The organism is Nonomuraea roseoviolacea subsp. carminata (genome assembly GCF_024172185.1).
In the GTDB taxonomy this organism is placed as follows: domain Bacteria; phylum Actinomycetota; class Actinomycetes; order Streptosporangiales; family Streptosporangiaceae; genus Nonomuraea; species Nonomuraea roseoviolacea.
Genome location: NZ_JAMZEC010000001.1, coordinates 3,853,377 through 3,879,393, shown reverse-complemented (window position 1 = coordinate 3,879,393; position 26,017 = coordinate 3,853,377). Strand labels below are relative to the sequence as shown.

Annotated in this window: 25 protein-coding genes; 5 read left to right on the top strand and 20 right to left on the bottom strand. The window is 73.0% G+C overall.

Features of this window, described 5'->3' with window-relative positions:
- Positions 1 to 97: 97 nt before the first annotated feature.
- Positions 98 to 736 carry a TetR/AcrR family transcriptional regulator gene (locus tag HD595_RS18155; protein ID WP_253770536.1) on the top strand — a complete coding sequence of 213 codons (639 nt, stop codon included), beginning with the start codon at positions 98 to 100 and terminating at the stop codon, positions 734 to 736.
- A gap of 101 nt (positions 737 to 837) precedes the next feature.
- Here HD595_RS18155 and HD595_RS18150 read toward each other — a convergent pair whose 3' ends face one another.
- Positions 838 to 2,259 carry a cellulase family glycosylhydrolase gene (locus tag HD595_RS18150; protein WP_253770534.1) on the bottom strand — a complete coding sequence of 474 codons (1,422 nt, stop codon included), beginning with the start codon at positions 2,257 to 2,259 and terminating at the stop codon, positions 838 to 840.
- A gap of 298 nt (positions 2,260 to 2,557) precedes the next feature.
- Here HD595_RS18150 and HD595_RS18145 point away from each other — a divergent pair, with 298 nt between their 5' ends.
- Positions 2,558 to 3,283, top strand: a complete 726-nt coding sequence (locus tag HD595_RS18145; RefSeq protein ID WP_253770532.1) for a sulfotransferase family protein — start codon at positions 2,558 to 2,560, stop codon at positions 3,281 to 3,283.
- On the opposite strand, the gene HD595_RS18140 is transcribed toward HD595_RS18145, so the two are convergent.
- The 16 genes from HD595_RS18140 to HD595_RS18065 all read right to left on the bottom strand — a co-directional run bounded on the left by HD595_RS18140 (position 3,261) and on the right by HD595_RS18065 (position 18,436).
- Positions 3,261 to 4,214 carry a TerC family protein gene (locus tag HD595_RS18140; protein WP_253770531.1) on the bottom strand — a complete coding sequence of 318 codons (954 nt, stop codon included), beginning with the start codon at positions 4,212 to 4,214 and terminating at the stop codon, positions 3,261 to 3,263. The genes HD595_RS18145 and HD595_RS18140 overlap by 23 nt on opposite strands.
- Positions 4,215 to 4,406: 192 nt before the next feature.
- Positions 4,407 to 4,811, bottom strand: a complete 405-nt coding sequence (locus HD595_RS18135) for a response regulator (protein WP_253770529.1) — start codon at positions 4,809 to 4,811, stop codon at positions 4,407 to 4,409.
- Positions 4,808 to 6,265: a PAS domain-containing sensor histidine kinase gene (locus HD595_RS18130; RefSeq protein WP_253770526.1), complete on the bottom strand. Its 1,458-nt coding sequence runs from the start codon at positions 6,263 to 6,265 to the stop codon at positions 4,808 to 4,810. Before HD595_RS18130 ends, HD595_RS18135 begins: the two co-directional genes overlap by 4 nt.
- Positions 6,266 to 6,289: 24 nt before the next feature.
- Complete coding sequence (locus tag HD595_RS18125; protein ID WP_253770523.1) at positions 6,290 to 6,694, bottom strand: ATP-binding protein; 405 nt, start codon at positions 6,692 to 6,694, stop codon at positions 6,290 to 6,292.
- 97 nt (positions 6,695 to 6,791) lie between these two features.
- A complete protein-coding gene (locus HD595_RS18120) occupies positions 6,792 to 7,478 on the bottom strand; it encodes a response regulator transcription factor (RefSeq protein ID WP_253770521.1) in 687 nt (228 codons plus the stop codon).
- Positions 7,479 to 7,616: 138 nt separating this feature from the next.
- Positions 7,617 to 8,150, bottom strand: coding sequence for an OsmC family protein (locus tag HD595_RS18115; protein WP_253770519.1), 534 nt, complete (start codon positions 8,148 to 8,150; stop codon positions 7,617 to 7,619).
- A gap of 14 nt (positions 8,151 to 8,164) precedes the next feature.
- Positions 8,165 to 8,791: a VOC family protein gene (locus tag HD595_RS18110; protein ID WP_253770517.1), complete on the bottom strand. Its 627-nt coding sequence runs from the start codon at positions 8,789 to 8,791 to the stop codon at positions 8,165 to 8,167.
- 4 nt (positions 8,792 to 8,795) lie between these two features.
- Complete coding sequence (locus tag HD595_RS18105; protein WP_253770515.1) at positions 8,796 to 9,386, bottom strand: alkylhydroperoxidase domain protein; 591 nt, start codon at positions 9,384 to 9,386, stop codon at positions 8,796 to 8,798.
- Positions 9,383 to 10,003: a CMD domain protein gene (locus HD595_RS18100; RefSeq protein ID WP_253770512.1), complete on the bottom strand. Its 621-nt coding sequence runs from the start codon at positions 10,001 to 10,003 to the stop codon at positions 9,383 to 9,385. Before HD595_RS18100 ends, HD595_RS18105 begins: the two co-directional genes overlap by 4 nt.
- On the bottom strand, positions 10,000 to 11,037 hold the full coding sequence (locus HD595_RS18095; RefSeq protein ID WP_253770510.1) for a putative FMN-dependent luciferase-like monooxygenase: 1,038 nt from the start codon (positions 11,035 to 11,037) through the stop codon (positions 10,000 to 10,002). Before HD595_RS18095 ends, HD595_RS18100 begins: the two co-directional genes overlap by 4 nt.
- Positions 11,034 to 12,842 carry a dipeptide ABC transporter ATP-binding protein gene (locus tag HD595_RS18090; RefSeq protein WP_253770508.1) on the bottom strand — a complete coding sequence of 603 codons (1,809 nt, stop codon included), beginning with the start codon at positions 12,840 to 12,842 and terminating at the stop codon, positions 11,034 to 11,036. Before HD595_RS18090 ends, HD595_RS18095 begins: the two co-directional genes overlap by 4 nt.
- Positions 12,839 to 13,627, bottom strand: coding sequence for an ABC transporter permease (locus HD595_RS18085; protein WP_253770506.1), 789 nt, complete (start codon positions 13,625 to 13,627; stop codon positions 12,839 to 12,841). The genes HD595_RS18090 and HD595_RS18085 overlap by 4 nt, the downstream gene beginning before the upstream one ends.
- Entirely contained in the window at positions 13,624 to 14,562 is a 939-nt protein-coding gene (locus HD595_RS18080; RefSeq protein ID WP_253770504.1) for an ABC transporter permease, read from the bottom strand. The genes HD595_RS18085 and HD595_RS18080 overlap by 4 nt, the downstream gene beginning before the upstream one ends.
- Complete coding sequence (locus HD595_RS18075; protein WP_253770502.1) at positions 14,559 to 16,187, bottom strand: TIGR04028 family ABC transporter substrate-binding protein; 1,629 nt, start codon at positions 16,185 to 16,187, stop codon at positions 14,559 to 14,561. Before HD595_RS18075 ends, HD595_RS18080 begins: the two co-directional genes overlap by 4 nt.
- 487 nt (positions 16,188 to 16,674) lie before the next feature.
- On the bottom strand, positions 16,675 to 16,830 hold the full coding sequence (locus tag HD595_RS18070) for a hypothetical protein (protein WP_253770500.1): 156 nt from the start codon (positions 16,828 to 16,830) through the stop codon (positions 16,675 to 16,677).
- A 256-nt stretch (positions 16,831 to 17,086) separates the two neighbouring features.
- A complete protein-coding gene (locus HD595_RS18065) occupies positions 17,087 to 18,436 on the bottom strand; it encodes a lanthionine synthetase LanC family protein (RefSeq protein ID WP_253770498.1) in 1,350 nt (449 codons plus the stop codon).
- A 73-nt stretch (positions 18,437 to 18,509) separates the two neighbouring features.
- Between HD595_RS18065 and HD595_RS18060 the strand changes: the two genes are divergently transcribed.
- Positions 18,510 to 19,487, top strand: a complete 978-nt coding sequence (locus HD595_RS18060; RefSeq protein ID WP_253770496.1) for a sulfotransferase family protein — start codon at positions 18,510 to 18,512, stop codon at positions 19,485 to 19,487.
- Between the two features lie 157 nt (positions 19,488 to 19,644).
- Here HD595_RS18060 and HD595_RS18055 read toward each other — a convergent pair whose 3' ends face one another.
- Positions 19,645 to 20,565, bottom strand: coding sequence for a glycoside hydrolase family protein (locus HD595_RS18055; protein WP_253770494.1), 921 nt, complete (start codon positions 20,563 to 20,565; stop codon positions 19,645 to 19,647).
- Between the two features lie 552 nt (positions 20,566 to 21,117).
- Between HD595_RS18055 and HD595_RS18050 the strand changes: the two genes are divergently transcribed.
- Positions 21,118 to 22,050 carry a YeiH family protein gene (locus tag HD595_RS18050; protein WP_253770492.1) on the top strand — a complete coding sequence of 311 codons (933 nt, stop codon included), beginning with the start codon at positions 21,118 to 21,120 and terminating at the stop codon, positions 22,048 to 22,050.
- A gap of 88 nt (positions 22,051 to 22,138) precedes the next feature.
- Here the strand turns inward: HD595_RS18050 and HD595_RS18045 are convergent, their stop codons facing one another.
- The gene (locus tag HD595_RS18045; protein WP_253770490.1) at positions 22,139 to 22,723 is read right to left on the bottom strand and encodes a DUF305 domain-containing protein; all 585 of its coding nucleotides are present in this window, start codon (positions 22,721 to 22,723) and stop codon (positions 22,139 to 22,141) included.
- Positions 22,724 to 22,828: 105 nt separating this feature from the next.
- Between HD595_RS18045 and aroQ the strand changes: the two genes are divergently transcribed.
- The gene (aroQ, locus tag HD595_RS18040; RefSeq protein WP_253770487.1) at positions 22,829 to 23,281 is read left to right on the top strand and encodes a type II 3-dehydroquinate dehydratase; all 453 of its coding nucleotides are present in this window, start codon (positions 22,829 to 22,831) and stop codon (positions 23,279 to 23,281) included.
- 13 nt (positions 23,282 to 23,294) lie between these two features.
- Here aroQ and lanL read toward each other — a convergent pair whose 3' ends face one another.
- The gene (gene lanL / locus HD595_RS18035; protein ID WP_253770485.1) at positions 23,295 to 26,015 is read right to left on the bottom strand and encodes a class IV lanthionine synthetase LanL; all 2,721 of its coding nucleotides are present in this window, start codon (positions 26,013 to 26,015) and stop codon (positions 23,295 to 23,297) included.
- Between the last annotated feature and the right edge of the window lie 2 nt (positions 26,016 to 26,017).

The following is a 26,017-nucleotide window of genomic DNA, read 5'->3' as shown; positions in this document are numbered from 1 at the left end:
TACCCTGATGAGAAGGAAGCTACACGCTTGTGTAGTAGGCGTCCAGCGCGTGTAGTCTTCATCCCGTACGTATGCGCGAAGCCTGGAGGGGTGGCTGGTGGCGAGCATCGAGGCGGACCTTGAGGATCTGACCGCCCGCGCCCGGATCAGGGAGGCCGCGCTGCGGCAGTTCGGCGAGCTCGGGTTCGAGCGGGCCACGATCCGCGGCATAGCGGAGACCGCGGGAGTCTCCTCGGGGCTGGTGCGCCACCACTTCGGCTCGAAGGAGGCGCTGCGCGAGGCGTGCGACGAGTTCCTCGTCAAGACGCTGCGCCGGGTCAGGGACGCGACCTTCGACGACCCCATGCTCACCAGGGCCAACCCGGTCGCCATGGCCCAGGCCGCCTTCGGGCCCTACCAGCCCTACCTCGTGCGGGCCCTCGTCGAGGGCCGGGCCGAGCCGCTGTTCGACGAGATGGTGCGCGCGGGCGAGCAGTGGCTGGCGGAGGCCGACGCCGAGCGCGCCGACCCGCCCTTCGCCGACCGGAAGGCGCGCGCGACGGTCAGCACCGCGATGGCGCTGGCCGTCACGATCCTCCACCGGCACGTCTCCAGGAGCCTCGGCGTGGACGTGGCCAGCCCCGAGGGGGCGCACCTGCTGGCGACCGTGATCCTCGACCTCCACTCCCACCCCGCGCTGTCGCCGGAGACGGCCGCCGAGATGCGCGCGGCCCTGGAGCGGATCCGCCCGGCCTGAAGGCGGGCGTGGGCCTCGGACACATGGAGACCGGGCCCGCGGCGCGCCTCCCGCACCGCGGGCCCGGTGGTCTCGGGCCCGGTGGTCTCCGGCCGGCGGGGTCAGCCGGTCGGGAAGTTGTCCGGGGTACGGATGCGGTCGCGCATGTAGACGCCCGACTGCGTCAGCACGGCCGTCCCCGCGTACGTGCCGCCGTTGCAGGTGCCGGGCTTGAAGGCGGCGCTGCTCTCGTCGGCGTCGGAGTAGGTCCAGTTCGCGTAGCTGATCTTGTACTGGTCCAGCAGGTTGAGCCATGTCGTGGTGCTGCCGAGGTCCACCGTGCCTCCTCCGGTGTAGGTGACGGTGCCGAACTCCGTGACGAACATCGGGATGCGCGTGGCCGCCCTGGTCAGCGCCGCCCGGTAGGTGTCGGTGTGGGAGGCGGCGTAGAAGTGGAAGGTGTACATGATGTTGGCGGCGTTGACCGGGTTGTTGACGACCTCGCTCTCGTTGCCGCCGTCCGAGACGCCGAGCGACGACCAGCCGCGGGTGCCGACCACGATGACGGCGTCGGGATCGTGGGCGCGGATGACCGGGATGACCTGCTCGGCGTAGCTCTTGATGGTCGACCAGCTCACCCCGTTGGGCTCGTTGGTGATCTCGTAGATGACGTTCTTCTTGGCGGCGTTGCGGGTCGCGACGGCGGCGAAGAAGGTCTTGGCCCGGTCGAGGTTGTACATCGGGTCGCCGGGCGTCAGCGTGTGGAAGTCGATCAGCGCGTACAGGCCGCGCGCCTCGGCCATGTCCACGAGGTTGTTGACCTGGGCGGTGAAGGCCGGCGGGTTGGTCTCGTAGCCGTCCTCCTGGACGTACATGGAGATCCGCAGCAGGTCGGCCTTCCAGTCGCCGGCCAGCGCGTCGAGGGAGGCGGCGTTGTAGCACTTGGCGAACCACTGCAGGCCGTGGGTGCTCATGCCGCGTAGCTGGATGGGCCGGTTGTACTGGTTGCAGAGGTTGACGCCGCACACGTGGAGCTGGCCGTTGATCCCCACCGGGGTGCCGTCGGTGGGCGGCGTCACCGTCGGGGTCACGGTGGGCGTGGGGCCGGGCGTCGTGGAGCCGGTGCAGGTGACGCCGTTGAGGGTGAAGGAGGTCGGCGCCGGGTTGGCGCCCGTCCAGCTCCCGTTGAAGCCGATCGTGGCCGAGGCGTTGGTGCCGAGCGCGCCGTTGTAGCTCATGCTGCGCGCGGTCACGGCGGCGCCCGTCTGGCTGTACGTCGCCGACCAGCCCTGGACGACCTTCTGGCCGGAGTCGGGGAAGGTGAAGCCGAGCGTCCAGCCGTTGACCGGGTCGCCGAGGTTCTTGATCGAGATGTTGGCGCTGAAGCCGCCCTGCCAGGTGCTGGCCGTGTAGGTGACGGCGCAGCCGGTGGCTGCCGCGGCGGTGACGGCGGGGCTGACCGCCACCGCCCCGAGGGTGAGCGCGGCGACGGCGCCGATCGCGAGAGCGGCACGTCCGCGCAGCGGGCGTGGGAGCAACGTCACGGTGGTGGCCTTTCGCGTCCGATGGGCCGGCGGGGGGATCGCGCGGGCGTGCTGCGGAAGGGGTGCGCGCGATCCGGGGCAAGGTATCAACGGAGCCGCTCTGAGCTGTAGGAACGCGGGTCTCCCGGCCGCCTGGGCGCGGGCGGTGCGGGAGGTGTTTGTCCTGTTCGGCGGGGTTGGCGGGGCGTCGCCGGTGGTTGAAAGTTTCAGGTCGGCCGAAAATCTCCAACCGTTGAATTCAACCGCCGGTCATCCTAACGTGGAGATCGTCACGTCAACGGCGACGGTGAGGAGCGACATGCTGGAAGTCATCGGGGCTGGACTGCCGCGTACCGGGACGATGTCCATGAAGGCCGCGCTGGAGCGGCTGGGATTCGGCCCCTGCTATCACATGTTCGAGGTCATCACCCATCCCGACCACGTGGACCGGTGGCTCGCGGCCACGGCCGGCGAGGTCCACGGCCGCGAGGGCTGGGACAAGGTGTTCGACGGGTACCGTTCGGCGACCGACTGGCCGGCCAGCCACTACTGGCGCGAGCTGGCCGAGACCTATCCGGATGCCAAGGTGGTGCTGACCGTGCGCGACCCGCGCTCGTGGTATCCCAGCATCAACATGCTCATGTCCGGCCCCGCCGCCTCCGCGGCGGCCCGCGACGGCCGGTCCCTGGAGGAGCTGCCCGAGCAGGCCCGCGAGATCTTCACGGGCATGGTCCGGATGCGGCCGGCCCTGGACGCGATCGGGCGGTGCTACTTCGGCCCCGACTGGAGCTCCGGGCACGGCATCCCCAGCGAGGAGCTGGCCGTCGAGGTGTTCGAGCGGCACGTCGCCGCCGTCAAGGCCGGCGTCCCGGCGGATCGGCTGCTCGTCTTCGACGTGCGGGAGGGGTGGGGGCCGCTGTGCGCCTTCCTCGGCGTCGAGACCCCCACCGAGCCGTTCCCCCGCCTGAACGACGCCGACTCGATGCGGCAGAACTTCGAGCGGCTGCTGCGGGGTGAGCCGTTCACCGTTCCGCCGCCTCGCTGACCGCCTCCTCCTGGGCCCGGTCCAGCCGACGGGAGCGGAGCAGGCTCGCCGTGACCGCGGTGACGAGGATCGCGGCGACCACTCCCAGCGAGAGGGCCGTCGGGATCTTGTACACGTCCAGGAGGAGCATCTTCACGCCCACCCAGACCAGCACCAGGGCCAGGCCCAGCTTGAGGTAGGTGAAGCGGTGCATCAGGCCGGCGAGCATGAAGTACATCGCCCGCAGGCCGAGGATGGCGAAGGCGTTGGAGGTGAAGACCAGGAACGGCTCCGAGGTGACCGCGAAGACGGCCGGGATCGAGTCCACCGCGAAGACGATGTCGCTGACCTCGACCAGCACGAGCACCGCGAGCAGCGGCGTCGCCACCCAGCGCCCGCCCCGGCGCACCAGGAACCGCTGTCCGTGGTAGTCGTCGGTGACCGGGACCAGGCGGCGGAACAGGCGCAGCGTCCTGCTGCTGCCCGGGTCCACGCTCTCGTCGCGGTGACGGGCCATCCGGATCCCGGTCAGCACCAGGAAGGCGCCGAACACGTACAGGATCCACGAGAAGCTCGCGATGAGCACGGAGCCCGCGGCGATGAACACGCCGCGGAACACCAGCGCGCCCAGCACCCCGAGGAACAGCACGCGGTGCTGGTAGCGCGCCGGGACCGCGAAGTGGCCGAAGATGATCGCGAAGACGAAGACGTTGTCGACCGCCAGCGACTTCTCGATGAGGTAGCCGGCGTAGTACTGCCCGGCGAGCTCGGCACCCCACAGCCACCAGACCACGGCGCCGAAGCCCAGGCCGAGCGCGATCCACAGCGCCGACCAGAGCGCGGCCTCGCGCACGCCGACCGCGTGCGCGCGGCGATGGGAGAACAGGTCGATCGCGAGCATCACCGCGATCACGCCCAGCACGGCGGGCCAGGCCCAGAAGGGGACGTCCAACGAGATTCCTCCGGTCCGATGTCGTCGGCCGGAGGTCTCCCCGCCCTCCCGCGGCGCTCGCGCGCGGGACGGCGTCAGGACCGGGCGGGCCTCGGGGCTCGCCGTAATGACGACCCTGACGGTTTCGGGTACTCCCCTCCACATACCAGGGTACGAAAGGGATTTCAGATCTCAAAATCCCCCATAGTTGACTCAGCGGCTCGCCGCGACGCGGCGCACAGCGGCCACGATGTCGCTGTTGGACAGCCCTTTCAGGAGGTACTCGGTGACGCCGGCGCGCCGCATCTCCTCGACGGACCCCGCGTCGCCGTAGGCCGAGAACGCCATGACGCGGGTGCCCGGACAGCGGTCGAGGATCACGCGGGCGGCGTGGGCGCCGCCACCGCCGGGCATGCGGACGTCGAGGATGGCGACGCGCGGCACGTGACGCTCGGCGAGGGCGATGGCCTCCTCGGCGTCACCTGCGACCGCGACCACGCTGAGGTCGGGCTCGGCCTGGAGCACCTCGCTGAGCACGTCGCGGATCATCGGCTCATCGTCGCCGATGAGGACGGTCAGCAGCTCCTTCACGGTGTCCCGGTCGTGCCGTGCGCTCATCCGCGGTCGCCCTCACCGCCAGCGGCCAGAGCCGGCACCCAGAACTCCACCGTCGTGCCCTCGCCCGGGCGGCCGCGGATGCTCCACCAGCCGCCCGCCATCTCGGCGCGCTCGCGCATCTCGATGAGGCCGAAGTGGTCGGGCGTCGCGAGGATGCCGACCGGGTCGCCGACGCCGACACCGTCGTCGGCCACCCGCACCAGAACACCGTGACCGCTGGACGACAAAGACACGTTCACCGCCTTCGCCTGGGCATGCTTGCGGACATTGGTCAGCGCCTCCTGACATATCCGAAATATCGTGATCGCTGTCTCGGAAGGCGGCTCCCGGTCGAGCTCGTGGCGCAGCTCGTACGCCAGCCCCGCGCCGGTCACCACCTGGTCCAGGTACGTGCTCAGCCCCTCCACCAGCCCGCCGCGGTCGAGGCCGGGCGGCCGGAGCCGGAAGGTGAGGTCGCGCAGCCGGCGGATCGCCCCGGACACGGTCTCGTTGAGCCGCCGGGCCGCCGAGGCGTCCGGCCCCTCCAGCCGGTCGGCGAGCAGTTGCAGGCGCATGCCCACGGCCACCATGGACTGGATCGTGTCGTCGTGGACGTCCCAGGCGATGCGGCGCCGCTCCATCTCCTGGGCGTGGACCAGGTGGGTCAGCAGCCTGCTCCGGTCGTCCAGGGCGCGTTCGGCGGTGCGCCGCTCGGTCATGTCGCGGGTCACCTTGCCGAAGCCGCGCAGCCGGCCACTCTCGTCGAACAGCGCCGTGATGATCACGTTGGCCCAGAACCGCGTGCCGTCGGCGCGGACCCGCCACCCCTCGTCCTCCAGCCGCCCCTCCGCCGCGGCCACCTCCAGCTCGCGGGCGGGCTTGCCCGACGCCACGTCCTCCGGCGGATAGAACACCGAGAAATGCTGGCCGATGATGTCCTCGGCGCGGTAGCCCTTGATCCGCTCCGCGCCCGCGTTCCAGCTCGCTATATGCCCCTGCGGATCCAGCATGAAGATCGCGTAGTCGACGACGCTCCGCACGAGCAGCCGGAAGCTCTCCTCGCTCTCCCCCAGGGTGTGCTCGGCGGCGCCCCGCTCGGTCATGTCGCGGGTGACGTTGCCGAAGCCGCGCAACCGGCCCGTGTCGTCACGCAGCGCCGTGAGGACCACGTTCGCCCAGAACCGCGTGCCGTCGGCGCGGACCCGCCAGCCCTCGTCCTCCAGCCGCCCCTCCGCCACGACCGTCTCCAGGTCGCGGGCCGGCCTGCCCGACGCCACGTCCTCCGGCGGATAGAACACCGAGAAGTGCCGCCCGATGATGTCCTGCGTGCGGTGGCCCTTGATCCGCTCCGCGCCCGCGTTCCAGCTCACGATCCGGCCCAGCGGATCCAGCATGAAGATCGCGTAGTCGACGACACTCTGCACCAACAGCTCGTGGTCGGCCTGGATGATCTGCCGGGGGCTCTCGTCGGACATAGTGCAGCTTCGCACGTCCGGCTGTCAGTTGGCCCAACTCGGGGCGGGAATCGCGGCCAGCTCGCACCAGACGACCTTGCCGCCGTCGTACGGCTGGCAGCCCCAGCGGCTGGAGAGCCGGTCGATGACGTTGAGCCCCCAGCCGCTGCGCGGACCCGGCTCGCGCGGCTCGGGCATCCGGGTGCTGGAGTCGCGGACCTCGATGCGCACCCGCACGGGCCCGGCGACCAGGTGGAGCACCGGCGCGCCCGCGCCGTGGACGAGCGCGTTGGTCACCAGCTCGGAGACGGCGAGCAGCGCGTCGTCGTGCGGCCCCGTGTAGCCGCTCTCGATCAGCGCCTGTCGCGTCAGGTCACGGGCCAGCGTGATGCTGTCGAGCTCCTCCGCCAGGTGGTGCTCGACCGCGTACACCGAACCCTCAGTGCCCATCCTCTCAGTCTCGCCTGTGGACGGCCGCGCGACGAGACTCACCGGCTTCATCCCGTCTAGTGCATGTGCATCAGTCTCATGAGTCGGCATGGGCGCGTCAGTCGACCAGGCCCTCGCGGCGGGCGATCGCCACCGCCTCCAGTTTCGACCCTGCGCCCAGCTTCTCGAGGACGCGCTGGATGTGGTTGCGCGCGGTGTTGTGCGCCACGCCGAGCCGCTCGCTGATCAGCGCCGTGCTGGCCCCGTCCGCCAGCAGGAGCAGCGTCTGCTGCTCCCGCGCGGTCAGCTCGGCGCCCGCCAGCCCCGTCCGCCCGGTGAGCCGGTCGAGCACCCCGGCCAGCAGCTCGGGCGCGAACACCACCCCGCCCGCGGCCACCTGACGGACCGCCGCCTTCAGCTCGTGCAGCGCCGCCGACTTCAGCACCAGGCCCGCCCCGCCCGCCTCGGCGACCCGGGTGGCCGAGGCCGAGGACGCCTCGCCGGTCAGCACCAGCACCCGCGTGCGCGGCGCGGCGGCCGTGAGCCGGCCGATCGCGGAGATCCCGTCGCCGTCCGGCAGCCGCCGGTCCAGCAGCACCACGTCCGGCTGGAGGCGCCGCGTGTCGGCCACCGCCGTCTCGATGGACCCCGAGCGCGCCACGACCTGCACGTCGTGGGTGCGGTCGAGGGCCAGGCCGAGCGCCTCGGCCACCATGTCGTGGTCCTCGACCAGCAGCAACCGGATCGACGGGGACTCTTCGGGCGGAGGCTCTCCGGCCGGGGACTCTCCGGGGGGCGGTGACATCACGGGAAACCTCACGACGACGATGCGCGGCCGACGATGCCGGCATGCCCATTCTCCCGCGTCTCTCGCCTCCCGGTCACGCCGGGTGCCACGACAGTGACATCCGGATGCGCGTCCGCACCGCCCGGCCGGGGCAGGTCAGGCGGCTCCCTCCAGGCGGGTGAGGGAGCCGCTGATCGCCACGGGGTTCCTGATCAGGTTGAGGATGGGGCAGACCCGCTCCACCTCGGCGTGCAGCCGCGCCAGGTCCGCGTCGGAGGCGGGCGAGGACAGCCGCACCTCGTAGCGGAAGTCGTACGGGTGGACCGGCACGCCTTCGGCCTCCGGGCTGTCCGGGGCCTGGGCGCGCGGGTCGTACTGCGCCTGGACGTCCACGTCGAGCGAGTCGAGCGGGATCTCCAGCTCCGCCGCCTTGATGAGGAAGATGTGGGTGACGCAGCTCCCGAGCACCCCCGCCTGCAACTCGGGCGAGCCCGGGCCGAGGCTGTAGCCCGCGAGGTCGGGGCCGCTGTCGCTGATGATCTGGAAGTCCCTGATCCTGATGCGGCGCACGCCGCTGCGGCCCTCGGCGGTGACGTGGGCGTGCAGCGGCACGGGCCCGCTCGACGGGGCGGCGCGCCGGGCGAGCAGGGCCTCGCGCTTGTGGGACAGGTATTCGCGCAGAGTGGTCATGACGTGCTTTCCGGCTAGGAGAGGGTGACGGGGCCGTTCGGGGTGTCGAGGTGCGCGCGCAGCGCCGGCTCGGGCCCCTCGCTCACCTCCAGCTCGGCGTCCACCGCGGCCAGGTCCTTGCGTACGGACTCCGGATCGGGATGGGACGCGGCGAACGACACCAGGCCGAGCCGTGGCAGGCCCGAGGCCGCCGGATGCGGCGTCCGCCCCCAGTCGATGAGGAACGGCACCAGGCGCACCTGCGCCGGGTCGTCCCGGCGGGTGAGCACCCAGTCGAGCCGCACGCCGTCCGGCCGGACCCGCGACAGCGGCGCGACCTCGCCCGGGTCGTAGCCGCGCTCGCGCGCCAGCCGTACCCGCGTCTCCAGGTCGCTCGCCCGCACCGCCCAGGCGGCCAGCCTCGGCACGGTGAGCGTCTCCAGCCCGAACGCCCGCGGCCGCGCGTCCGGGCCGGCCTCCGGGTCCGGGCCGATGATCTCCAGATACGCGCCGGGGCCGAACCCGACGAGGTAGTTGGCCGTGCCGCCGGGGTGGCTGCCGCCGCGTACCGGCCGCACACCCGTGCGCCCGGTGAACTCCTCGACCCCCGCGAGCAGGTCGGGCACGGCGTAGACGAGGTGGTCCAGTTCGAGGTGCGTCATCGTCTCATTCCTTCACAGGGGCTTCGGGTGCGGTCGGCTCGCCCAGTGAGAGCATGAGCCGGTTGGCCCAGTTGAAGAACGCCGCCGCGTGCAGCGCGTCGCTGATCGCGAGGTCGTCCAGGCCGGCGGCGCGCAGCGCGTCGAGATGGTCGCCGGTCAGCGCGGGCGGCGTGGCCGCGAGCGCCACGGACGCGTCCACGATCGCCCGCCACAACCGATCTTGCCGCGCCCCGACCCCCTCGTCCAGCAGTCGCCGGACGTCGTCCGGCCGCCTGCCGTAGTGCTCGGCGAAGCGGGCGTGCACCGAGGCGCAGAACACGCAGCCGTTGTGGCGGGAGGTGGCGGTGGCCGCCAGCTCCCGCTCGGCGCGCGGCAGGCCGCCGTCGGCGTTGTGGAAGATGTCGAGGTCGGTCTTGGTGCGCGCGTGCAGGATGCCGGGGTCGCGGGCGAGCAGCCGGAAGTACGGCGAGGCGGCGCGGGCCCGGTCGACCAGCGCCTCGCGGTGCGCCTCGGTCAGCTCGGCCTCGGCGAGCGGCTCCACCCACGGCTCCCAGCCGATCCGGTCCGTGGTGAAGGCGAGTGGTGCGGCGGTCAAGGACGAGTTCCCTTCTGGGCGGTACGGAGGAGGCGCAGTCCGGCGACGATCCGGATCTGGAACGTCAGGAACGACACGAGCTGGGAGAGCGTGACGACGCCGGTCGTGCTCCAGCCCGCGCGGGCCAGCGCCCGCAGCGCCTCCGGGTCCGCCTCGCGGGGCCGGAAGACGAGCAGGTGCGCGTGCTCCAGCGCGGCGGCGAGCCGGTCGCCGAGCGCGGCGCGGTCGCCCACGCGATGGGCGGGGCCCGGGACGCTCTCGGCGGCCAGCGGGCCCTCCGGGTAGATCCCGTACGGCCCCGTGGTGGTGGCGGCCTCCACCTCGGCCGACACCACCGCCGCCAGGCCGGGCGCGTGGGCGGCGAGCAGGTCGTCGTAGTGCCGTGCGGACGCGGGGTCCCGGTGCAGCCCGGCGACGAACGCCGCCACCGCGTACCGCTCCACCAGGCTCACCTCCCCCGCGCCGCCGCCTCCCGTGTCGCTGCCGGTGTCCTGCGGGAAGAGGGCGAGGTAGCCGCGCTGGGCGTGCTCGCGGGCGTCCGGCCGGCGGCGGCGGAGCCGGTCGAGCGGCGATCCCGGCTCGACGCCCGCCAGCCGGTCGATGATGTCGGTGCTCATGTCACGCTCAGTTCGGTCGGGGATGCGGTGGTGGGGTCGGGCGCCCAGCCGAGCGCGGGGGCGACCTCGGTCGCGAGCAGCTCGATCGAGCGCAGGATCCGCGGGTGCGGCGGATCGACGGAATGGACCTGGAAGACCAGGTCGGTGACCCGGTCGAGGGTGGGGTCGGCGCGCAGGCTCGCGATCACGTCGTCGGGCGTGCCCACGTGGACGTCGAACGCGGCGATCAGCCGCTCGACGCCGCCGTCCGCCGGCACCGGGAAGCCGCCCAGCTCGAAGTGCCGCACGGCCCGCGCCAGGCCGGCCTCCGCGTGCCGCAGCGCCTCCTCGCGCGTGTCGGCCACGAAGGCCGTGCGCGAGGCCATGATCCGGGGCGTGGCCCCGGCCGGCAGGTGCTCGTAGTAGGCGTCCACGATGGGGCGCTGGATCTCGGCCAGCGTCAGGGCGGGCGCGTCCTTGGGGCGCGGCTGGGTGCGCGACAGCATGAGCCCGTTGCCGGCCCGTCCGGCGCGTTCCCCTCCGCCGACCGAGAACGTGGCCTCCCAGACGGCGTCGAGGAGCCGCGGCGCGGCCGGGTAGAGGTGGTTGCCGCCGCCGAGGTCGCCGCCCGACCAGGCGTCGAGCAGCACCGCGAGGTGCTCGGCGTACAGGGCGGCGCGCTCGGAGCTGTCGCGGCCGAACGCGGCGAACGACGACGGCGTGCCGCCGCCGCCCACGCCGACCTCCAGCCGGCCGCCGGAGAGCTGGTCGAGCACGGCGGTGTCCTCGGCGACCCGTACCGGGTGCTCCAGGGGCAGGGTGATGATGCCGGTGCCCAGGCGGATGCGGCTGGTGCGGGCCGCGACGTGGGCGAGGAACACGAGCGGGGCGGGCAGGCCGCCCTCGGTCTCGCTGAAGTGGTGCTGGGCGACCCAGGCGGTGTCGAAGCCGTGGCGTTCGGCGTGGGCGATCTGCTCGGCGGCCAGGCGGTAGCGCTCGGCGGGCGGGGCGTCGTCGAGGAGCCGGGTGAAGAACCCGAGGCGGCGGGCGGTCATCGGCCCGCCTCCTGCCCGGCGAGCCGGCGGGCCGCGCCCTCCCGCGCGGGGAGCCGGTGGGCCGTGCCGTCCTGCCCGGCCGGCCGGTGTGCCGTGCCCGGCACCGCGGCGAGCAGCGCCCGGGTGTAGGCGTGGCCGGGATTCTCGAAGAGCTGCCGGGTCGTTCCGGTTTCCACGATGCGTCCTTTGCTCATGACGGAGACGGTGTGCGAGATCTGCCGCACCACCGCCAGGTCGTGCGAGATGAACAGGTAGGTGAGCCCGAGGTCGCGTTGCAGCTCCCCGAGCAGGTCGAGGATCTGCGCCTGCACGCTGACGTCGAGGGCGGAGACCGCCTCGTCGAGCACCACGACCCGGGGGCCGGGGGCGAGCGCGCGGGCGATGGCGACGCGCTGCCGCTGGCCGCCGGACAGCTCGCGGGCTCTGCGGCCGAGCACGGCGGCGGGCAGCGCGACCCGGTCGAGCAGCTCGCGCACGCGCTCGCGGCGGGCCGGCCGGTCGCCGAGCCCGAAGTTGCGCAGCGGCTCCTCGACGATGTCGGCGATGCTCTGCCGGGGGTCGAGCGAGCCGTACGGGTTCTGGTAGACGAGCTGGACGTCGCGGCGCAGGGCCCGCAGCCGCGCGCCGCGCAGCCCCGCCGTCTCGGCGCCGCCGATGGCGACCGACCCAGAGGTGGGCTCGGCGAGCCGCATGACCATGCGGGCCGTGGTGGTCTTGCCCGATCCCGACTCGCCGACGAGCGCGTGGGTGGTGCCGCGTGGCACCTCGAACGAGACGCCGTCCACGGCGCGGAACGGCCGCCCGCCGGCCCGGTACTCCTTGACCAGGTCGTGTACCACGACGGCCGGTTCGGGCGGCTCGCAGACGGCGCCTGTCCCGGTGGGCCCGGTGGGCCCGGTGGCTCCGGTGGCTGCGGCGGCCCTGGCGGCTCCGGCGGCCTCGGGGACCTCGACTGCCTCGACTGCCTCGACTGCCTCGGTGACCTCGGTGGAGAGGAATCGCGGCGCCCGGAGCGCCGGCGCGTCGCGCAGCAGCCGGGCCGTGTACGCCGCCTGGGGTGCGCCGAGCACGGCCCGGGTGGCGCCCCGCTCCTCGATGCGGCCGTCCTTCATCACGACCATCCGGTCGGAGCGGTCCGCCGCCACGCCCAGGTCGTGGGTGACGAGCAGGACCGCCGTGCCCGACTCGGCGCGCAGGTCGTCGATGAGGTCGAGGATGCGCTTCTGCACGGTGACGTCCAGGGCGCTGGTGGGCTCGTCGGCGATGATGAGCCGGGGTGCGAGGGCGACGGCGATGGCGATCAGCACGCGCTGGCGCATGCCGCCGGACAGCTCGTGCGGGTACTGCCGGGCCCGTACCTCGGGATCGGGAAGCCCGACCCGCTCCAGCAGCTCGACGACCCGGCGGGTGATCGTGCGCCGGTCGCCGCGCCGGTGGATGCGCAGCGCCTCGCCGATCTGGACGCCGACGGGCTTGACCGGGTTGAGGGAGTTGGCCGGGTCCTGCGGGACCAGGCCTATTTGGGCGCCCCGGACCGCCTGGAGCCGGCGCTGCGACCAGCCGGCGATGTCGGTGCCGCCGAGCAGGATCCGCCCGCCGTCGAGGCGCCCGTTCGGCGGGAGCAGGCCGATGACGGCCTGGGCCGTGGTGGTCTTGCCCGAGCCGGACTCGCCGACGACGGCGACCACCTCGCCGGGCTCCACGGCGAACGACACCCCGTGGACCGCCGGACGGGCGTGCGGCCTGCCCCAGCGGCCCCGCCTCGTGTACGACACGGTGAGGTCGTGTACCTCCAGCAGGCTCATCCGTCCTCCCTCCCGATGGACCGGCTGATCCGGCTGGCGGCGAGCACGACCGCCACCACCACCGTTCCCGGCAGCGTGGTCAGCCACCATGCCGTGGCCAGGTAGTTGCGCCCCTCGGAGATCAGCAGCCCCCACTCCGGCGTGGGCGGCTCGGCGCCGTACCCGAGGAACCCGAGCGTGGAGATGGCCAGGATCGCGACGCCGAACTGGAGCGCGGCCAGCGCGACGACCGGGACGAGCGAGTTGGGCAGCACGTGCCGCCACAGCACGGCCGCGAACCGCCCGCCGCTGCCGAACGCCGCCTCCACGTAGTCGGTGCGCCGGACCCGGACCACCTCCGAACGAGCCAGCCGGGCGAACGAGGCCACGGACCCCACCCCGACGGCGACGGCCACGTTCACCGTGCCGGGGCCGAGCAGGATGATGACCGTGAGCGCGAGGAGCAGCCCCGGCACCGAGAGCAGCACGTCCACGACCCGCATGACGATCTCGTCCAGCGCGCCGCGCACCGAGCCCGCGACCAGGCCGAGCAGGGTGCCGAGCACCAGGCCGACCGCGACGGCGACGAACGCCCCCGACAGCGAGTTGACGGCCCCGTGGACCACCCGGGCGAACAGGTCGCGGCCCACGGCGTCGGTGCCGAACAGGTGGCCGGGGCCGGGGGCGCGCAGCTTCTCCGCCGGGATGCCCGCGATGGGGTCGTAGCCGGTGAAGACGCCGGGCACGAGCGCCCACAGGGCGACGAGCACGATCAGCGCCCACGACAGGATCAGGCCGGGCCTCACGCGACGGCCCTCCTCAGCCTGGGGTCGAGCACTGGGTACAGCAGGTCCACGACCAGGTTGACCAGCACGAACACCGTCGCGGCGAGCACGACGACGGCCAGCAGCACCGGCGTGTCCTGGGCGTTGACCGCCTGCTCGGTGAGCCGGCCGACGCCGTTGCGGCCGAAGACCGTCTCGGTCACCACCGACCCGGCGATGAGCTCGCCGAACGTCAGCCCGGCCACGGTCAGGGTCGGCGGGAGGGCGTTGCGCGCCACGTGCCGCCACAGGATCCACCCCGGCGAGGCCCCCTTGGCGGCGACGACGGGCACGAACGGCTGCGTCCGCACCTGGTCGAGGCTGCGCGCGAGGATCTGCGCGATGGGGGCGGAGATGGGCACGGCCAGCGTCAGCACCGGCAGCAGGAGCTGCTGGAGCTCGCTGCCGCCGATCACCGGCACCAGCCGCAGCCGGAACGAGAACACCTGGATCAGCACGATGCCGAGCCAGAACGCCGGCACCGAGACGAACAGCGACGGCACCGCCTGGAGCGCCCCCCGGAGCCGGCTCAGCCGGGTGTGGCAGGAGGCGAACGCGACGGCCACGGCGATCAGCACGGCCAGCGCGAACGCCGCCCCCGCCAGCTTCGCGGTGGCAGGGAGCCCCTCGGCCAGCCGCTCGGCCACGGGGGTGCCCGTGTCGATGGAGTAGCCGAAGTCGCCCCGCAGGAAGCCGAGCAGCGTGTGCAGGTAGGCGCCGGGGCCGTCCGTGCCGTAGTAGGAGCGGATCTCGGCGATCTGCTCGGGTGACAGGCCGAGCTCGGGGTTCTGGAACTTGATGAGGATGGCGTCGCCGGGCAGGAGCTGGAGGAGGACGTATCCGGCGGTGAAGGCGGCCCACAGGACGAGCGCCGCCTGCCCGGCCCGCGACAGGAGGTACCTGGCGGATCCGCTCATGACTTCCAGACCGAGTAGAAGCTGGGCCGGGCCACCGCCTCGAAGGCGACTCCGTGGACGTTCGGGGCCACGCCGTAGACCTGCGGCTCCTCGAACAGCGGAATCGCGTACGCCTGGTCCACCACGTAGCGCTGGATCTCGGCGACCTTGGCGTTGCGCGCGGCCTCGTCGGGCAGGGCCGACTCCTCCTCCAGCAGCCGGTCCAGCTTGGCGTCGTTCGACAGGATGACGTCGCGGTTCTTCGTGTGGAAGTGGCTCTTGATGACGTCCTGGTCGGCGCGGCCGACCATGGAGTGGGCGATGGCGGTCTTCTCGGCGTTCTTGATGTCCACGGCCTGGGTGCCGGCGTCGGCGGGGCGGATCTCCAGCTTGACGCCGAGCTTGGCCCACTGCTGGCCGACCAGTTCGAGGGTCTGCTTCGACAGCGGCTGGGGGCCGGAGACGAAGACGCCGAGCTGGAGCTTGACGCCGTCCTTCTCGCGGACGCCGTCGGCGCCCTTCACCCAGCCGGCCTCGTCGAGCAGCTTCGCGGCGGCCCCGGGGTCGTAGGCGAGCTCCTTGGACAGGTCGACGTAGCCCTGCGCGAGGTGGCTGAGCACGGAGGTGGCCACCGGGTAGCTCGGGGTGAACAGGGTGTCGACGACCTCCTTGGCGTTCGTGCCCTTCTGCAGCGCCCGGCGGACCCGCACGTCCTTGAGGATGCTGTTGGCCGGGCGCAAGTAGAGGCCGTTGTTGACGCCCCGGGTGGGCTCGGCGTAGATGGCGAACCCGGCGTCCTTGACGGTCTGCTCGTCGTAGGCCTGCACGTAGCGGACGTAGTCGGCCTGGCCGGAGGTGAGCGCGCCGACGCGCACGTTGTCCTCGGGCGTGACGATGATCTTGATCTGGTCGAGGTACGCGCGGCCCTGGTGCCCGCTCGACTTCGGCGCCCAGTCGTAGTCCTTGCGGGCGGCCAGGTCGATCTCCTTGTCCACGACCTGCTTGGCGACCGTGAACGGGCCGGAGCCGACGACGTTCTTGAGCTGGCACTGCTCCTCGTACGGCAGGGAGATCGTCTTCTTCGACACCAGGCCGGCGCCGATGACGGAAGTGCCCTGGAGGAAGCCGGGCGAGGGCTTGCTGAAGTGGAAGCGCACGGTGTTCTTGTCGACGACCTCGCTGCGCTCGTAGTTGTTGACGAACTCGGCGACGGGCAGCTTCAGCTTGGGGTCGCCCTTGCCGTACACGTCGAAGTTGGCGGCGACCGCGTCGGCGTCGAGCGGCGTGCCGTCGCTGAAGGTGACGCCGTCGCGCAGGTGGAAGGTGTACCGCGTGGCGTCCTCGTTCACCTCCCAGGAGGTGGCGATCCACGGCTCGATCTTCAGCGTCTCGGGGTTCTGCCAGGTCAGCTTGTCGGTGAGCTGGTTGAGGACGCCGCCGTTCGGATAGAAGCCGGCGGCCGGCAGGTAGAGGCAGGTGGGCGCCTGGTGTTCGAGGTAGGTCAGCGTCCCCCCGTACACCGGCTTGCCGGCGGCCGCCGCGCCGGCGGCCGGAGCCGTCCCGCCGCCGCCACAGGCGCTGAGCAGGCAGGTGGCGGCGGCGACGGCGAGGGACGCGAGAACGGGACGGGGTGCGGACGATGACATGGGGATGCCCTTCATGGAACAGGGAAGCCTGCGTGGCGTAAAAACCATATTAACCTACCTAATATGTAGACAATATGGACGGCTCGCATGCTGAGACGGGCCTGCGTCAGGGCTCGGGAGCGGCGGACGTCGCCCCCGGCCGCACGGAGCCGCCGGGTGATCACCGGTGCTGGCATCCGGCCATGCCCTATCGCCTCTGGGCCGCCATCGGGGAGTTCGACCGGCTCAGGCGCGAGACCGGGCTCGTCGCACCGCTCGAACAGCGCCTGGGGCTGGTCCCCCTCGACCGGTCCCTCGTCGAGGAGCTGGGCGGCTCGGCACCCACCCGGAACCCCGACCCGTCACAGGAGCGGCCCTTCTCCTCGCTGTCCCCGGCCTTCGACGAGGTGTTGGGCGAATGGTCGCGCGGTGGACCGGTGGCCCTGGTGGAGGCCGCCTTCCACGGAGGACACGGGCACCGGTCCGCCAAGGTGTGGGCGCCTGACCGTCAGGCCCACCGGGCGGGCGGCCCCGCGCTCTCGCCTGACCATGCCTCGTCGTCGGGCTCGGCGTCGTCGTCGGGCAGGTCGTACCAGTGGACGTCGCCGGGGAACTCCTCCGGCTCGTTCGGGCCCCGGACGGGGGCCGGTCTGGTGCTGGTCACGGAGGACTCCTCCAGGACAGGCGCGCCGGCCGCCCGGCGCGCGCGGGAAGCAGGAAAGGGTAACCCGGATCGAGGCGCCAGGAGGCGGCGAGTCCGCCTCGGTGACCCGGACGCCGGGCAGGAACCTCCGTGCCGCGAGCCGGTCCTCCGGCGACTCCGGCGCGGCGACGGCCCGATGCGCGCGGCTCCTCGCGGTCGTCCCGCAGGTGCTCCAGGTGGAGGTCCACGGGGCCGGCCCAGGCGGCGGAGCGGCCGGTCAGCGGCCTTCGCCGGGCTGGGTCAGGGCCGTCGCGGGCAGCGGGATCGCGGGGAACGGGTTGTCGGGCAGCAGGATCACCCGGCGCGCCCGGGCCGCCTGCCCGGCGGCGTCGAGATGGAGCAGCGCCGCGCCGATGCCGGCCGCGCCGACCATGTAGCCCGTGTCGGCGCTGACCTCTTCGGGCCGCAGCCGCCGGTACGCCTGGTACCACCGGTAGCCGTGGCCGTCGTGGTCGGTGGCGCGGCCGATGAGGTTGCCGGCCAGCGTGCGGGCGAAGTCGAGGTGCGCCACGCGCCCGGTCGCCGCCCAGAGGCCCACGAACAGCTCGATCAGCCCGGCGGCCCCGCAGCACTGGCAGGCCACGTTCCAGTAGCCCTCGGTCTGCCGGTACGGCACGCCGTTGCTCGTGATGCCGCGCGCCAGGCGCTCCACCCATTCGAGGTCGCGCGGGTCGCCGGCCACCTGGTGCAGCTCGTGGAACATGCGCGCCACCCCGGCCGAGCCGGAGCAGAAGCCCAGGTAGTGCAGGCCGCGGGCGTGCGGCACGTGGTGTGGCACGACCGCGCAGTCGCCGCTCACGATGCTGACCTCGCGCACGAAGTCGGCGCCGCTGCGGGCGGCCCGCAGGAAGCGGTCGTCGCCGCTGACCCCGTACAGGCGGGCCAGCAGGAACGCCGTGCCGGCCGTACCGGCGAGGAAGCCCGGCGTGACGGCGTCGACCGGCAGGTCGGCGCAGTCGCCGAAGCGGTGGCCGGGCACGGGCAGCCGGGCGATGCGCAGGCCCGCCTCGACGGCGAACTCCTCGTAGGCCGGCACGCCCAGGTGGGCGGCGGCGCGCAGCAGGCCGAGCACGATGCCGCCGTCGCCGCGCTGCGCCGGGTCGGGCGACCAGCCCGCCTCGCCGTCGGCCGTGCGCCCCCGGCTGACGATCAGGTCGGCGATGGCCCTCGCCTCAGCCTCGAACCTGGCCTCACCGAGCGCCCATCCGGCCTCCATGAGTGCGATCATGACGCCGGTCAGGCCATGGTAGAGGGAGAGGTCGCCCTGGTCACGCCAGGTGGCGGCGAGGCGCCGGGCCCCGGCCCGGGCGTCGTCGAGGTACGCCTCGTGACCGGTGGCGGCGGCAAGTTCCAAGAAGAACAGCACGATGCCCGCGCCGCCCGAGTAGAGCGACCAGGGCTCCTCGGGGGTGGCCGCCGGCCGCCCGCGAGGGTCGGGATTCGCCCGCCAGCGGCGTCCGTGCTCGTCGTCCACCGCCGCCGACCTGATCCACCGGCCGGCCAGGATCGCGGCGGTCAGCGGCGATTCCGCGCGGGCGCTCGGCGAACGGGTCCTGTCCAGACTCATGACTAGATTATCCCACACATTTGGTAGGAAAATAAGGATTACTTGGTACCGGAGGGAAGGAAGGACGAGGACGATGCCGCTGCCCCACTTCCTGGTGATCGGCGCCCCCAAGGCCGGCACGACGGCCCTGCACGCCGCGCTCCAGCAACACCCCCAGCTCCACCTGTCCCACGTCAAGGAGCCCAAGTTCTTCCTCACCGACGGGCCGCCTCCCACCCGTGGCGGCCCCGGCGACGCGCCCACCTACCGCGAGCACATCTGGCGCAGGGAGGACTACGAGGCCCTGTTCGCCGGCGCGCCCCCCGGCGCCCTGCTCGGCGAGGCCACCCCGTTCTACCTGTACGACCTCGACGCGCAGCGACGCATCCACGCCCTCATCCCGCACGCGAAGCTGATCGCCGTCCTGCGCGACCCCGTCGAGCGGGCCCACTCCAACTGGACCCACCTGTGGTCGGCCGGGCTCGAACCGATCGGCGACGTGGTGCGGGCCTGCGCCGACGAGCGCCGCCGCGTCGCCGCCGGATGGGCGCACTTCTGGCATTACATCGGGCTCGGCCGCTACGGCGAGCAGCTCGCGCACCTGTACACCCTCTTCCCTCGCGACCAGGTCCTCGTCTTCCGCTACCGCGACCTCGTGGACCGGCCCGCCGACACGCTGGACCGCATCTGCGGCTTCCTCGGCGTCGAGCGGGGCCTGCTCACGGAGGTACCCCGGGAGAACGTGACGGCCCACCCCAAGGAGGGCGGGCGGCAGCGCCTGCTGTCGGCGACGGCGCGGGCGGCGCGCGTCCTGCCCCACAAGCTGGAGCGGGCGCTGAACCACCGCCTGGAGCACCTGCTCCAGCGCCACGGCAACCCACGTCGCCCGCTCACCTGGGAGCAGCGCAGCGCCCTGATCCCGCACTTCGCCGAGGACGTCGAGCTGCTGCAACGGGTGACGGGGGCCGACTTCAGCGACTGGCTGCAGCCCCGGGAACGCTCGGGCGGCCTGGTGGGCGCCCGGCCGCCGGGCCAGCGCCAGTCCCGCAACGGCCGCCCGAAACCGCTCTGAGCGCCCCGAGACCGCTCCGAGCCGCCCTGAGCCTGAGCCGCCCTGAGCCTGAGCCGCCCTGAGCCTGAGCCGCCCTGAGCCGCCCGAGACTGCTCTGAGCGGCTCTTGGCCGCCGCGCCCGGCCATGAGTCCGTGCCTCGACGCGGGAGGCGCGGGCTCAGGCCGGGCGGAGCTCCGTGCGCAGCTCGTGGCTGCCGTCGGCGCAGGTGTACTCGTAGTACAGCCGCACCCCGCCCTCCGGCAGGTCCACCACGTCCAGGTAACGCAGCCCGCCGCCGCCGTGCGGGGAGGAGGCGGCGGGGGCGTCGCCCAGCGGCGTCAGAGCCGCGGGGTCGGCGCCGAAGGCGACCCCGGTGCGCTCCTCGTAGTTCTCGGCGGCGCTGGCCCGGCCGTCGTAGAAGGCGAGCACTCCGGTGGGCGTGAAGCGCACGGCGCTCACCCGGGTGCCGCGCGAGTCCCAGACGCCGGGACGGCCGCTCAGGGCGGTGCCCTGCCAGGTCCAGGTGAGGCCGTCGTCGCTGGTCGCGTAGTCGGTGACCATCTGGTCGGCCTCGTCCGGATCGGCGAGGGGGTGGCAGGACGCCCACAGGTGCCAGGTGCCGCCGTGCCGGGCGATGACCGGGTCCTTGACGCCGGTCTTCGGATCGCCGGGCAGGACGGTGACGCGCCCGGCCGGGTCGAAGGAGGCGGGGTCGTCCGCTTCGAGGACCTCGACGCGCCAGTGCTTGGTGCCGTGCGTGGCGCAGCTCAGGTAGAGCCGCCAGCGCCCGTCGGGCAGGCGTACGAGCGTGGGACGCTCCAGCGACTCCGCGTCCATCTCCTCGCGCGTGATCGTCAGCAGCGGCTCGAAGCGCTCGCCGTCGGTGGATCGGGCCACGACGACAGCGTGGCCGCGCCCCTCCCCGATGGGCCGGCGCAGCCGGTACGCGAGATGGATCAGCCCGTCGTGGGCGACCGCGCTGGGGGCGCCGACCCAGTGCCCGGCGCCGGGGGCCTCGGGCACGATCGCGGCGACCGAACGCTCAGGGGACGGAAGGAACGCCGCCACGGCGGGGGCGTTCTCCTCATCGATCAGCATGGGCACGAGGGTAGGCGGCGGGACCGGGAGCTTCATGCAGATTCGCCCTTCATTGGCGTCGAGATCAAGATCCTTGACTAATCCATATATTCCCTATTGCTTTCATGGGGAATATAGCGCATCATCGAGGTCGCTGACGGGATCGGCGATGAGCGGGCGGAGGGACTGGGGGTGCCTCCGCCCGTCTCCGCACCTCTTAGACCTTTTCGCGGAAAGGCGCTCCCTTGGCCTCCTCCCCGCAGCTGAATCACGGGGATTCCGGCCCTCACAGGCCGGATCTTCCTGCTTCGCCGGCGACTGCCCACGCGCACCCGAAGGCATGCGACCGGTCTTACGCGGCCTCCACAGGCTTCACATCCCGCCAGCCCGGCGGTAGGCCCGGACGGCCGACTTGCTCATCGCCAGCCCATCCGAACACCTGAACCATACCAAGGGGAAGGCTGGCGTGAGGCGGCATAGGAATGGTCACTGCACCGCTCGGGCCCGACTGCCCTCCCGCGCTCCGGTTTCCATCCAGGGCTGAAGCTCGTGGTCTCCACAGTAGCTACACCGATGAGCACCCGAGGAACCCCTGCCGGCAACGCCGTCCTCACCGCGACGGGGCTGCGCGACCGGCTGGCCGGCGGGTTCCGCACCGAGTTCTTCATCAAGACCGGCCTGGTCCTCCTCGGCGCCTCCATCAACCTCAAGGTCATCGCGACCGCCGCGGGGCCCGCTGTCGTCCAGGGCGTCGTGCTGATCAGCACGGTGTTCCTGTTCACCTGGTGGCTGGGCGGCCGGCTCGGCCTCGACGACCGGCTGCGCGCGCTGCTGTCGGCCGCCGTGTCGATCTGCGGGGTGAGCGCGGCCATCGCCGCCGCCGGCGCCGTGCAGGCCCGGCGCGAGCAGCTCGCCTACAGCGCCAGCCTGGTGATCGCGTTCGCGCTGCCGTCCATCTTCGTGCTGCCCGCGCTCGCCTCGGTGCTCGGGCTGAGCCCTGAGGTGGCGGGCGCGTGGATCGGCGGCAACATCGACACCACCGCCGCGGTGACCGCCGCGGGCACGATCGTCGGCGAGGACGCCCTGGCCATCGCCACGGTCGTCAAGGTCACCCAGAACGCCCTCATCGGCGTGGTCGTGGTGGCGCTGACCGCGTGGTTCGCCTTCCGGGTCGAGCGGCGGCCCGACGCGCCCCGGCCGGGGCTCGGCGAGCTGTGGCGGCGGTTCCCGAAGTTCGTGCTGGGCTTCGTGGCCGCGTCGGTGATCACCACCTGGTGGCTCACCACCGTGAGCGCGGCCGAGGGCAAGGCGGTCGTGGGCGTGGCCAACGACCTGCGCACCTGGTTCCTGATCCTGGCGTTCGTCAGCATCGGGCTGGAGTTCCGGGTGTCGTCGCTGCGGGAGGCGGGCTGGCGGCCGGTGGCGGTGTTCGCCGGCGCGACGGTGGTGAACGTGCTGGTCGCCCTCGGGCTCGCCGTGGTGCTGTTCAGCGGCTTCTCCGCCTGAGCTACGCCGCCGTACGCCGACACCGCCGTACGTCTGCCCGCCGTACGCCGACACCGCCGTACGCCGGCCCGCGGTCATCGGCGCGGGCTCAGGCGAGGTGCTCCTTGATGGCGGCGACCTGCTCGCGCTGCTCCTCGACGAGCCGGCGGGCCAGCTTGACCGTCGGCGCGTGCTTGCCCATGGCCTGCGCGACCTCGGCCATCTTCACGCCCGCGTCGAGGTGGTCGGCCAGCGCCTTCAGCCACGCGCGGTCGAACGCGGAGCCGGACAGGCCCTTCAGCGCCTCCACGTCCTTGGCCGACATCATGCCCGGCATGTCGTGACCCGCGTGGCTCTCCTCCGGCACCTCGGCCTTCCACGAGCGCAGCCACGACGTCATCTGGGTGATGTCCTTCTTCTCGCCGTCGATCAGCTCGCGGGCGAGGTCGCGCACGTACGCGCTGCCGCCGCGCTCGACCGCCGGCTCGGCCAGCATGATCGTCATCCGGTGGTGGGCGATCATCTCCTGCGAGAACGTGACGTCGGACTCCGCGTGGCCGCCCTCCGCCGCCGCACCGGCCGCCGCCGCGGGCGGAGCCGGCTGGGCGGGCCGGGCCTGGGAGACCGCGGCGCATCCGGCGACGAGCTGGAATCCCAGCACGGCCAGAACCGCCACGACGCGCTGCTGAGGCATGATCGCTCCTCGGAGGGGTCGGGGGCGTGCGGGTCGGGCGGACCCGTCGCCCCGAGGTACGCGCCGTCCGCCGCGCCGGTTCACCGCCCGCGTTAGTCTCCCGCTGTGACCTCGGTTCTGATTCTCAACGGCCCCAACCTCAATCTGCTCGGCACCCGCCGGCCGGAGATCTACGGCTCCGCCACGCTGGCCGACGTGGAGGAGCTGTGCCGCCAGGAGGCCGGCAAGCTGGGCCTGGACACGGTGTTCCGGCAGTCCAACCACGAGGGGCAGCTCGTCGACTGGATCCAGGAGGCGGGCGCGGAGGTCAAGGCGGGCCGGTGCATCGGCGCGGTGCTCAACGCCGGCGCCTACACCCACACCTCGATCGCGCTGCACGACGCCATCGAGGGCGCCGAGCTGCCCGTGGTGGAGGTGCACATCTCCAACGTCCACCGGCGCGAGGAGTTCCGGCACCACTCGTACCTGTCGCCGGTCGCGCGCGGCATCGTGGTGGGCTTCGGCGTGTACGGCTACGCCCTGGCCGTCAACGGCCTGTACCACGCGACCAGGACGTAGGACGCCGCCACGCCTATCCGGGCAGGCGCCAGGCGGCCGTCCACAGGCGGGTGCCCGAGCGGCGGTCCAGCCGGCGCAGGAACGACAGCACTCCCGCCGTGCCCGTGGCCCAGGTGTACCCGGCCTTGTCCAGGTCGTTGCCCGGGAACACCGGCGCCTCCGGCTTGCCACCGGCCCGCGTCAGCATCAGCTCGGCGACCTCCTCGGCGCCGCGCCAGAAGCGGTCGTCGCCCGTGACCACGGCCAGGTCGATCAGCGCCTCGCCCATGCCCGCGAGGCCGCAGCACTGCGAGACCACCCACGCGTGGGGGGCGACCTTCAGGCCGGCCAGCGCGCCGCGCTCGGCGAGCGCCAGGTAGCCGTCGTCGCCGTACGCCGTCGCCGCGTGGGCGAGCGCGCTCGCGATGCCCGACACGCCCTGGCACCAGGACGCGCCCATCGGCCGCGCGTCCGGTCCCGCCAGCTCGCCCAGCATGGCCTCGGCCCGTACGGCCAGCTCCTCGAACCGCTCCCTGGCCGCCTCGCCGGCCGCCGGGTCGCCGGTGGCCTCGTGGTAGGAGAGCAGGAAGTCCGCGCAGCCCGCCGCGCCATGGGCGAACGCGGCGTCCACGGCCACGCCCGACCCGGGCGGCGGCGGCACGTCCTCCTCCGGGGCGGTGACCTCGCCCGCGAGCAGGCGCCTGGCGCACTCGGCCGCGACCTCCAGGTGGCGGGGGTCGTCCTCGATCGCCGCCAGGGCCAGGTGCCCCGCGCCGATGCCGGCGACGCCGTGGGCCTGGTCGGCGCGCTGGGGGCCGTCGAGGCTGACCGGCGCCGGCGTGGCCAGCTCCGGCACGGCGGTCAGGCGGGCCGCGGTCAGGAACAGCGCGGTCCCGGTACGGCCGAAGTAGAGGGACGGCGGCAGCGCGGCGGGCGGCATGACCCGGGCCGTCCAGCGGGCCAGGTCGGCGGCGACGGCCTTGGCCTCGGGATGGTGCAGCAGTTCCATGCCGACGCCGGCGCAGCCTCCGTAGACGTTGGTCACCGGAGGGCTCGCGCGGCGGGCTTCCTCGGGGGCCTCCATCAGGCGCTCGGCGAAGGCGACGCACTCGCGCGTGGAGTGGTCGAGGACCTTCGCGAGCAGGTCGCCGGTCAGCTTCGGGGTCGCGATCGGGGCGGGCCGCCCGTGTCGTGCGGTCGCGGGTCCCTCGTCCGCGGAGCCGGACCCGGCGGTGGAGGAGCCGGACGGGCGGTGCGGCACGGTCAGGCGGTGCGGCTCCGTCAGGTGCGGCTCCGTCAGGCGGTGCGGCCCGGTCAGGCCGCTCCGCAGGCTCGCGGCGGCCTCGACGCGTTCGACCGGGTCGAGGCTGAGCAGCGACGGCAGCAGCTCCCGCACGCCGCCGGCGACGTCGGGCGACATCCGCGCCAGGCACATGAGCGTGCGCTCCAGGTTGCGCACCGGGTCGGGGTCGATCATGACCGGGTTCATGCCGGCGGCGGCGAAGAAGAGCGTGGCGCCGAGCGAGAAGTAGTCGTCGGCGGGTTCGGACTCCCGGTCGGTGTGCTGGTCGGGCACGCTGTAGCCGCGGCTCCAGCCCGGGAGCTGGAGGCCGTCGTACCTGCTGTTGCCGAAGTCGATGAGCGTGCAACGGCCGTCCTCGCCGAGCACGACGTTCTTGGGCGACAGGTCCCGGACGACCACCCCGCGCGCGTGCACGGCGTCCAGCACCTCCAGCAGGCGGGAGGCCAGCGCGCCGAGGTCGCGCTCGCCCGCCCCGCCGTTGAACGTGCCGTTCTCGGCCACGAACCGGTTGAGGTCCCGGCTGCCCGCGTCCGTCATGACGAGGAACTCGTCGTCGCCGTGGCGGAAGTGGTCGATCGGCTCGGGCACGCCGGGCACGCCGTCGAGCGCCCGGAGCACCCGCAGCTCGTTGCGCAGGTACATCCGCAGGTCCCAGCCCTGGGTGTTCTCGCCGACGTACGCGCGGGCCTCCTTGACGATGACCGGCCGGCCGGCCTTGTCCACGGCCCGGTAGACGTTGCCGCGGGGGCCGCGCATCACGCCGGAGGTGACGAGGTAGCGTCCGCCGATCGTCTTCCTGCCGGTCGCGTCCGCGGAGCCGGACGACGGGGACGGGCCGGAGGCGGTGGACCGGCCGGCGTCCGAGGAGACCGGGGCGGGGGCGGGGTCGTCCGGCCGGAAGGGGTCGGTGGCCCAGGGCGGGCAGGAGTACTCGGGGCCCGCCGCGCCGGGCAGGCGCTCGCCGTCGGGTCCGACCACGACGAGCTCGAAGTCTCCGTTGTCGTCCACCCGGTACTGCGGCGCGAAGGGCGCATACCGGTAGTAGACGGGCGCGTCGGCGCGGACCCGCCGGTCGCTGACGATGCGCGGCGCGGCCATCCCGGCCAGCGCGCTCGCGAGGGCGTGCCCGATCTCGACCACCGCTTCCTGCGCGGGGTAGACCGTGATGGCCTTGCCCACGGCGCCGGCGTCGAGGTCGCCCGTGTTGAGCTCCATCAGCGTGTGCGTGGAGCGGGCCACCTTGAAGGCGCAGTCGGCGGCGGCGAGGATGGGCAGGACCCGATCGAGGGTGTCGCCCAGCGTGCCCGGGCGCGCCGAGACGTGGAGTTTCCAGCCTTGGGTGGGAGTCTTCGCCTCAGGGTCGTGGACGCTGATCCACGTGTCGTCCTCGTAGATCTCCCTACCGTACGAGTCGGCGAATTGGGTGAGGCGGTCGCGCACATTGACGTCCATCG

Bases quoted from the DNA above. Each gene is read 5' to 3' on its own strand.
- HD595_RS18145 (WP_253770532.1), top strand. From the start codon at position 2,558: ATGCTGGAAGTCATCGGGGCTGGACTGCCGCGTACCGGGACGATGTCC.
- HD595_RS18135 (WP_253770529.1), bottom strand. From the start codon at position 4,811: ATGAGCGCACGGCACGACCGGGACACCGTGAAGGAGCTGCTGACCGTC.
- HD595_RS18130 (WP_253770526.1), bottom strand. From the start codon at position 6,265: ATGTCCGACGAGAGCCCCCGGCAGATCATCCAGGCCGACCACGAGCTG.
- HD595_RS18125 (WP_253770523.1), bottom strand. From the start codon at position 6,694: ATGGGCACTGAGGGTTCGGTGTACGCGGTCGAGCACCACCTGGCGGAG.
- HD595_RS18120 (WP_253770521.1), bottom strand. From the start codon at position 7,478: ATGTCACCGCCCCCCGGAGAGTCCCCGGCCGGAGAGCCTCCGCCCGAA.
- HD595_RS18115 (WP_253770519.1), bottom strand. From the start codon at position 8,150: ATGACCACTCTGCGCGAATACCTGTCCCACAAGCGCGAGGCCCTGCTC.
- HD595_RS18110 (WP_253770517.1), bottom strand. From the start codon at position 8,791: ATGACGCACCTCGAACTGGACCACCTCGTCTACGCCGTGCCCGACCTG.
- HD595_RS18100 (WP_253770512.1), bottom strand. From the start codon at position 10,003: ATGAGCACCGACATCATCGACCGGCTGGCGGGCGTCGAGCCGGGATCG.
- HD595_RS18095 (WP_253770510.1), bottom strand. From the start codon at position 11,037: ATGACCGCCCGCCGCCTCGGGTTCTTCACCCGGCTCCTCGACGACGCC.
- HD595_RS18090 (WP_253770508.1), bottom strand. From the start codon at position 12,842: ATGAGCCTGCTGGAGGTACACGACCTCACCGTGTCGTACACGAGGCGG.
- HD595_RS18080 (WP_253770504.1), bottom strand. From the start codon at position 14,562: ATGAGCGGATCCGCCAGGTACCTCCTGTCGCGGGCCGGGCAGGCGGCG.
- HD595_RS18075 (WP_253770502.1), bottom strand. From the start codon at position 16,187: ATGTCATCGTCCGCACCCCGTCCCGTTCTCGCGTCCCTCGCCGTCGCC.
- HD595_RS18065 (WP_253770498.1), bottom strand. From the start codon at position 18,436: ATGAGTCTGGACAGGACCCGTTCGCCGAGCGCCCGCGCGGAATCGCCG.
- HD595_RS18060 (WP_253770496.1), top strand. From the start codon at position 18,510: ATGCCGCTGCCCCACTTCCTGGTGATCGGCGCCCCCAAGGCCGGCACG.
- HD595_RS18055 (WP_253770494.1), bottom strand. From the start codon at position 20,565: ATGCTGATCGATGAGGAGAACGCCCCCGCCGTGGCGGCGTTCCTTCCG.
- HD595_RS18050 (WP_253770492.1), top strand. From the start codon at position 21,118: ATGAGCACCCGAGGAACCCCTGCCGGCAACGCCGTCCTCACCGCGACG.
- HD595_RS18045 (WP_253770490.1), bottom strand. From the start codon at position 22,723: ATGCCTCAGCAGCGCGTCGTGGCGGTTCTGGCCGTGCTGGGATTCCAG.
- lanL (WP_253770485.1), bottom strand. From the start codon at position 26,015: ATGGACGTCAATGTGCGCGACCGCCTCACCCAATTCGCCGACTCGTAC.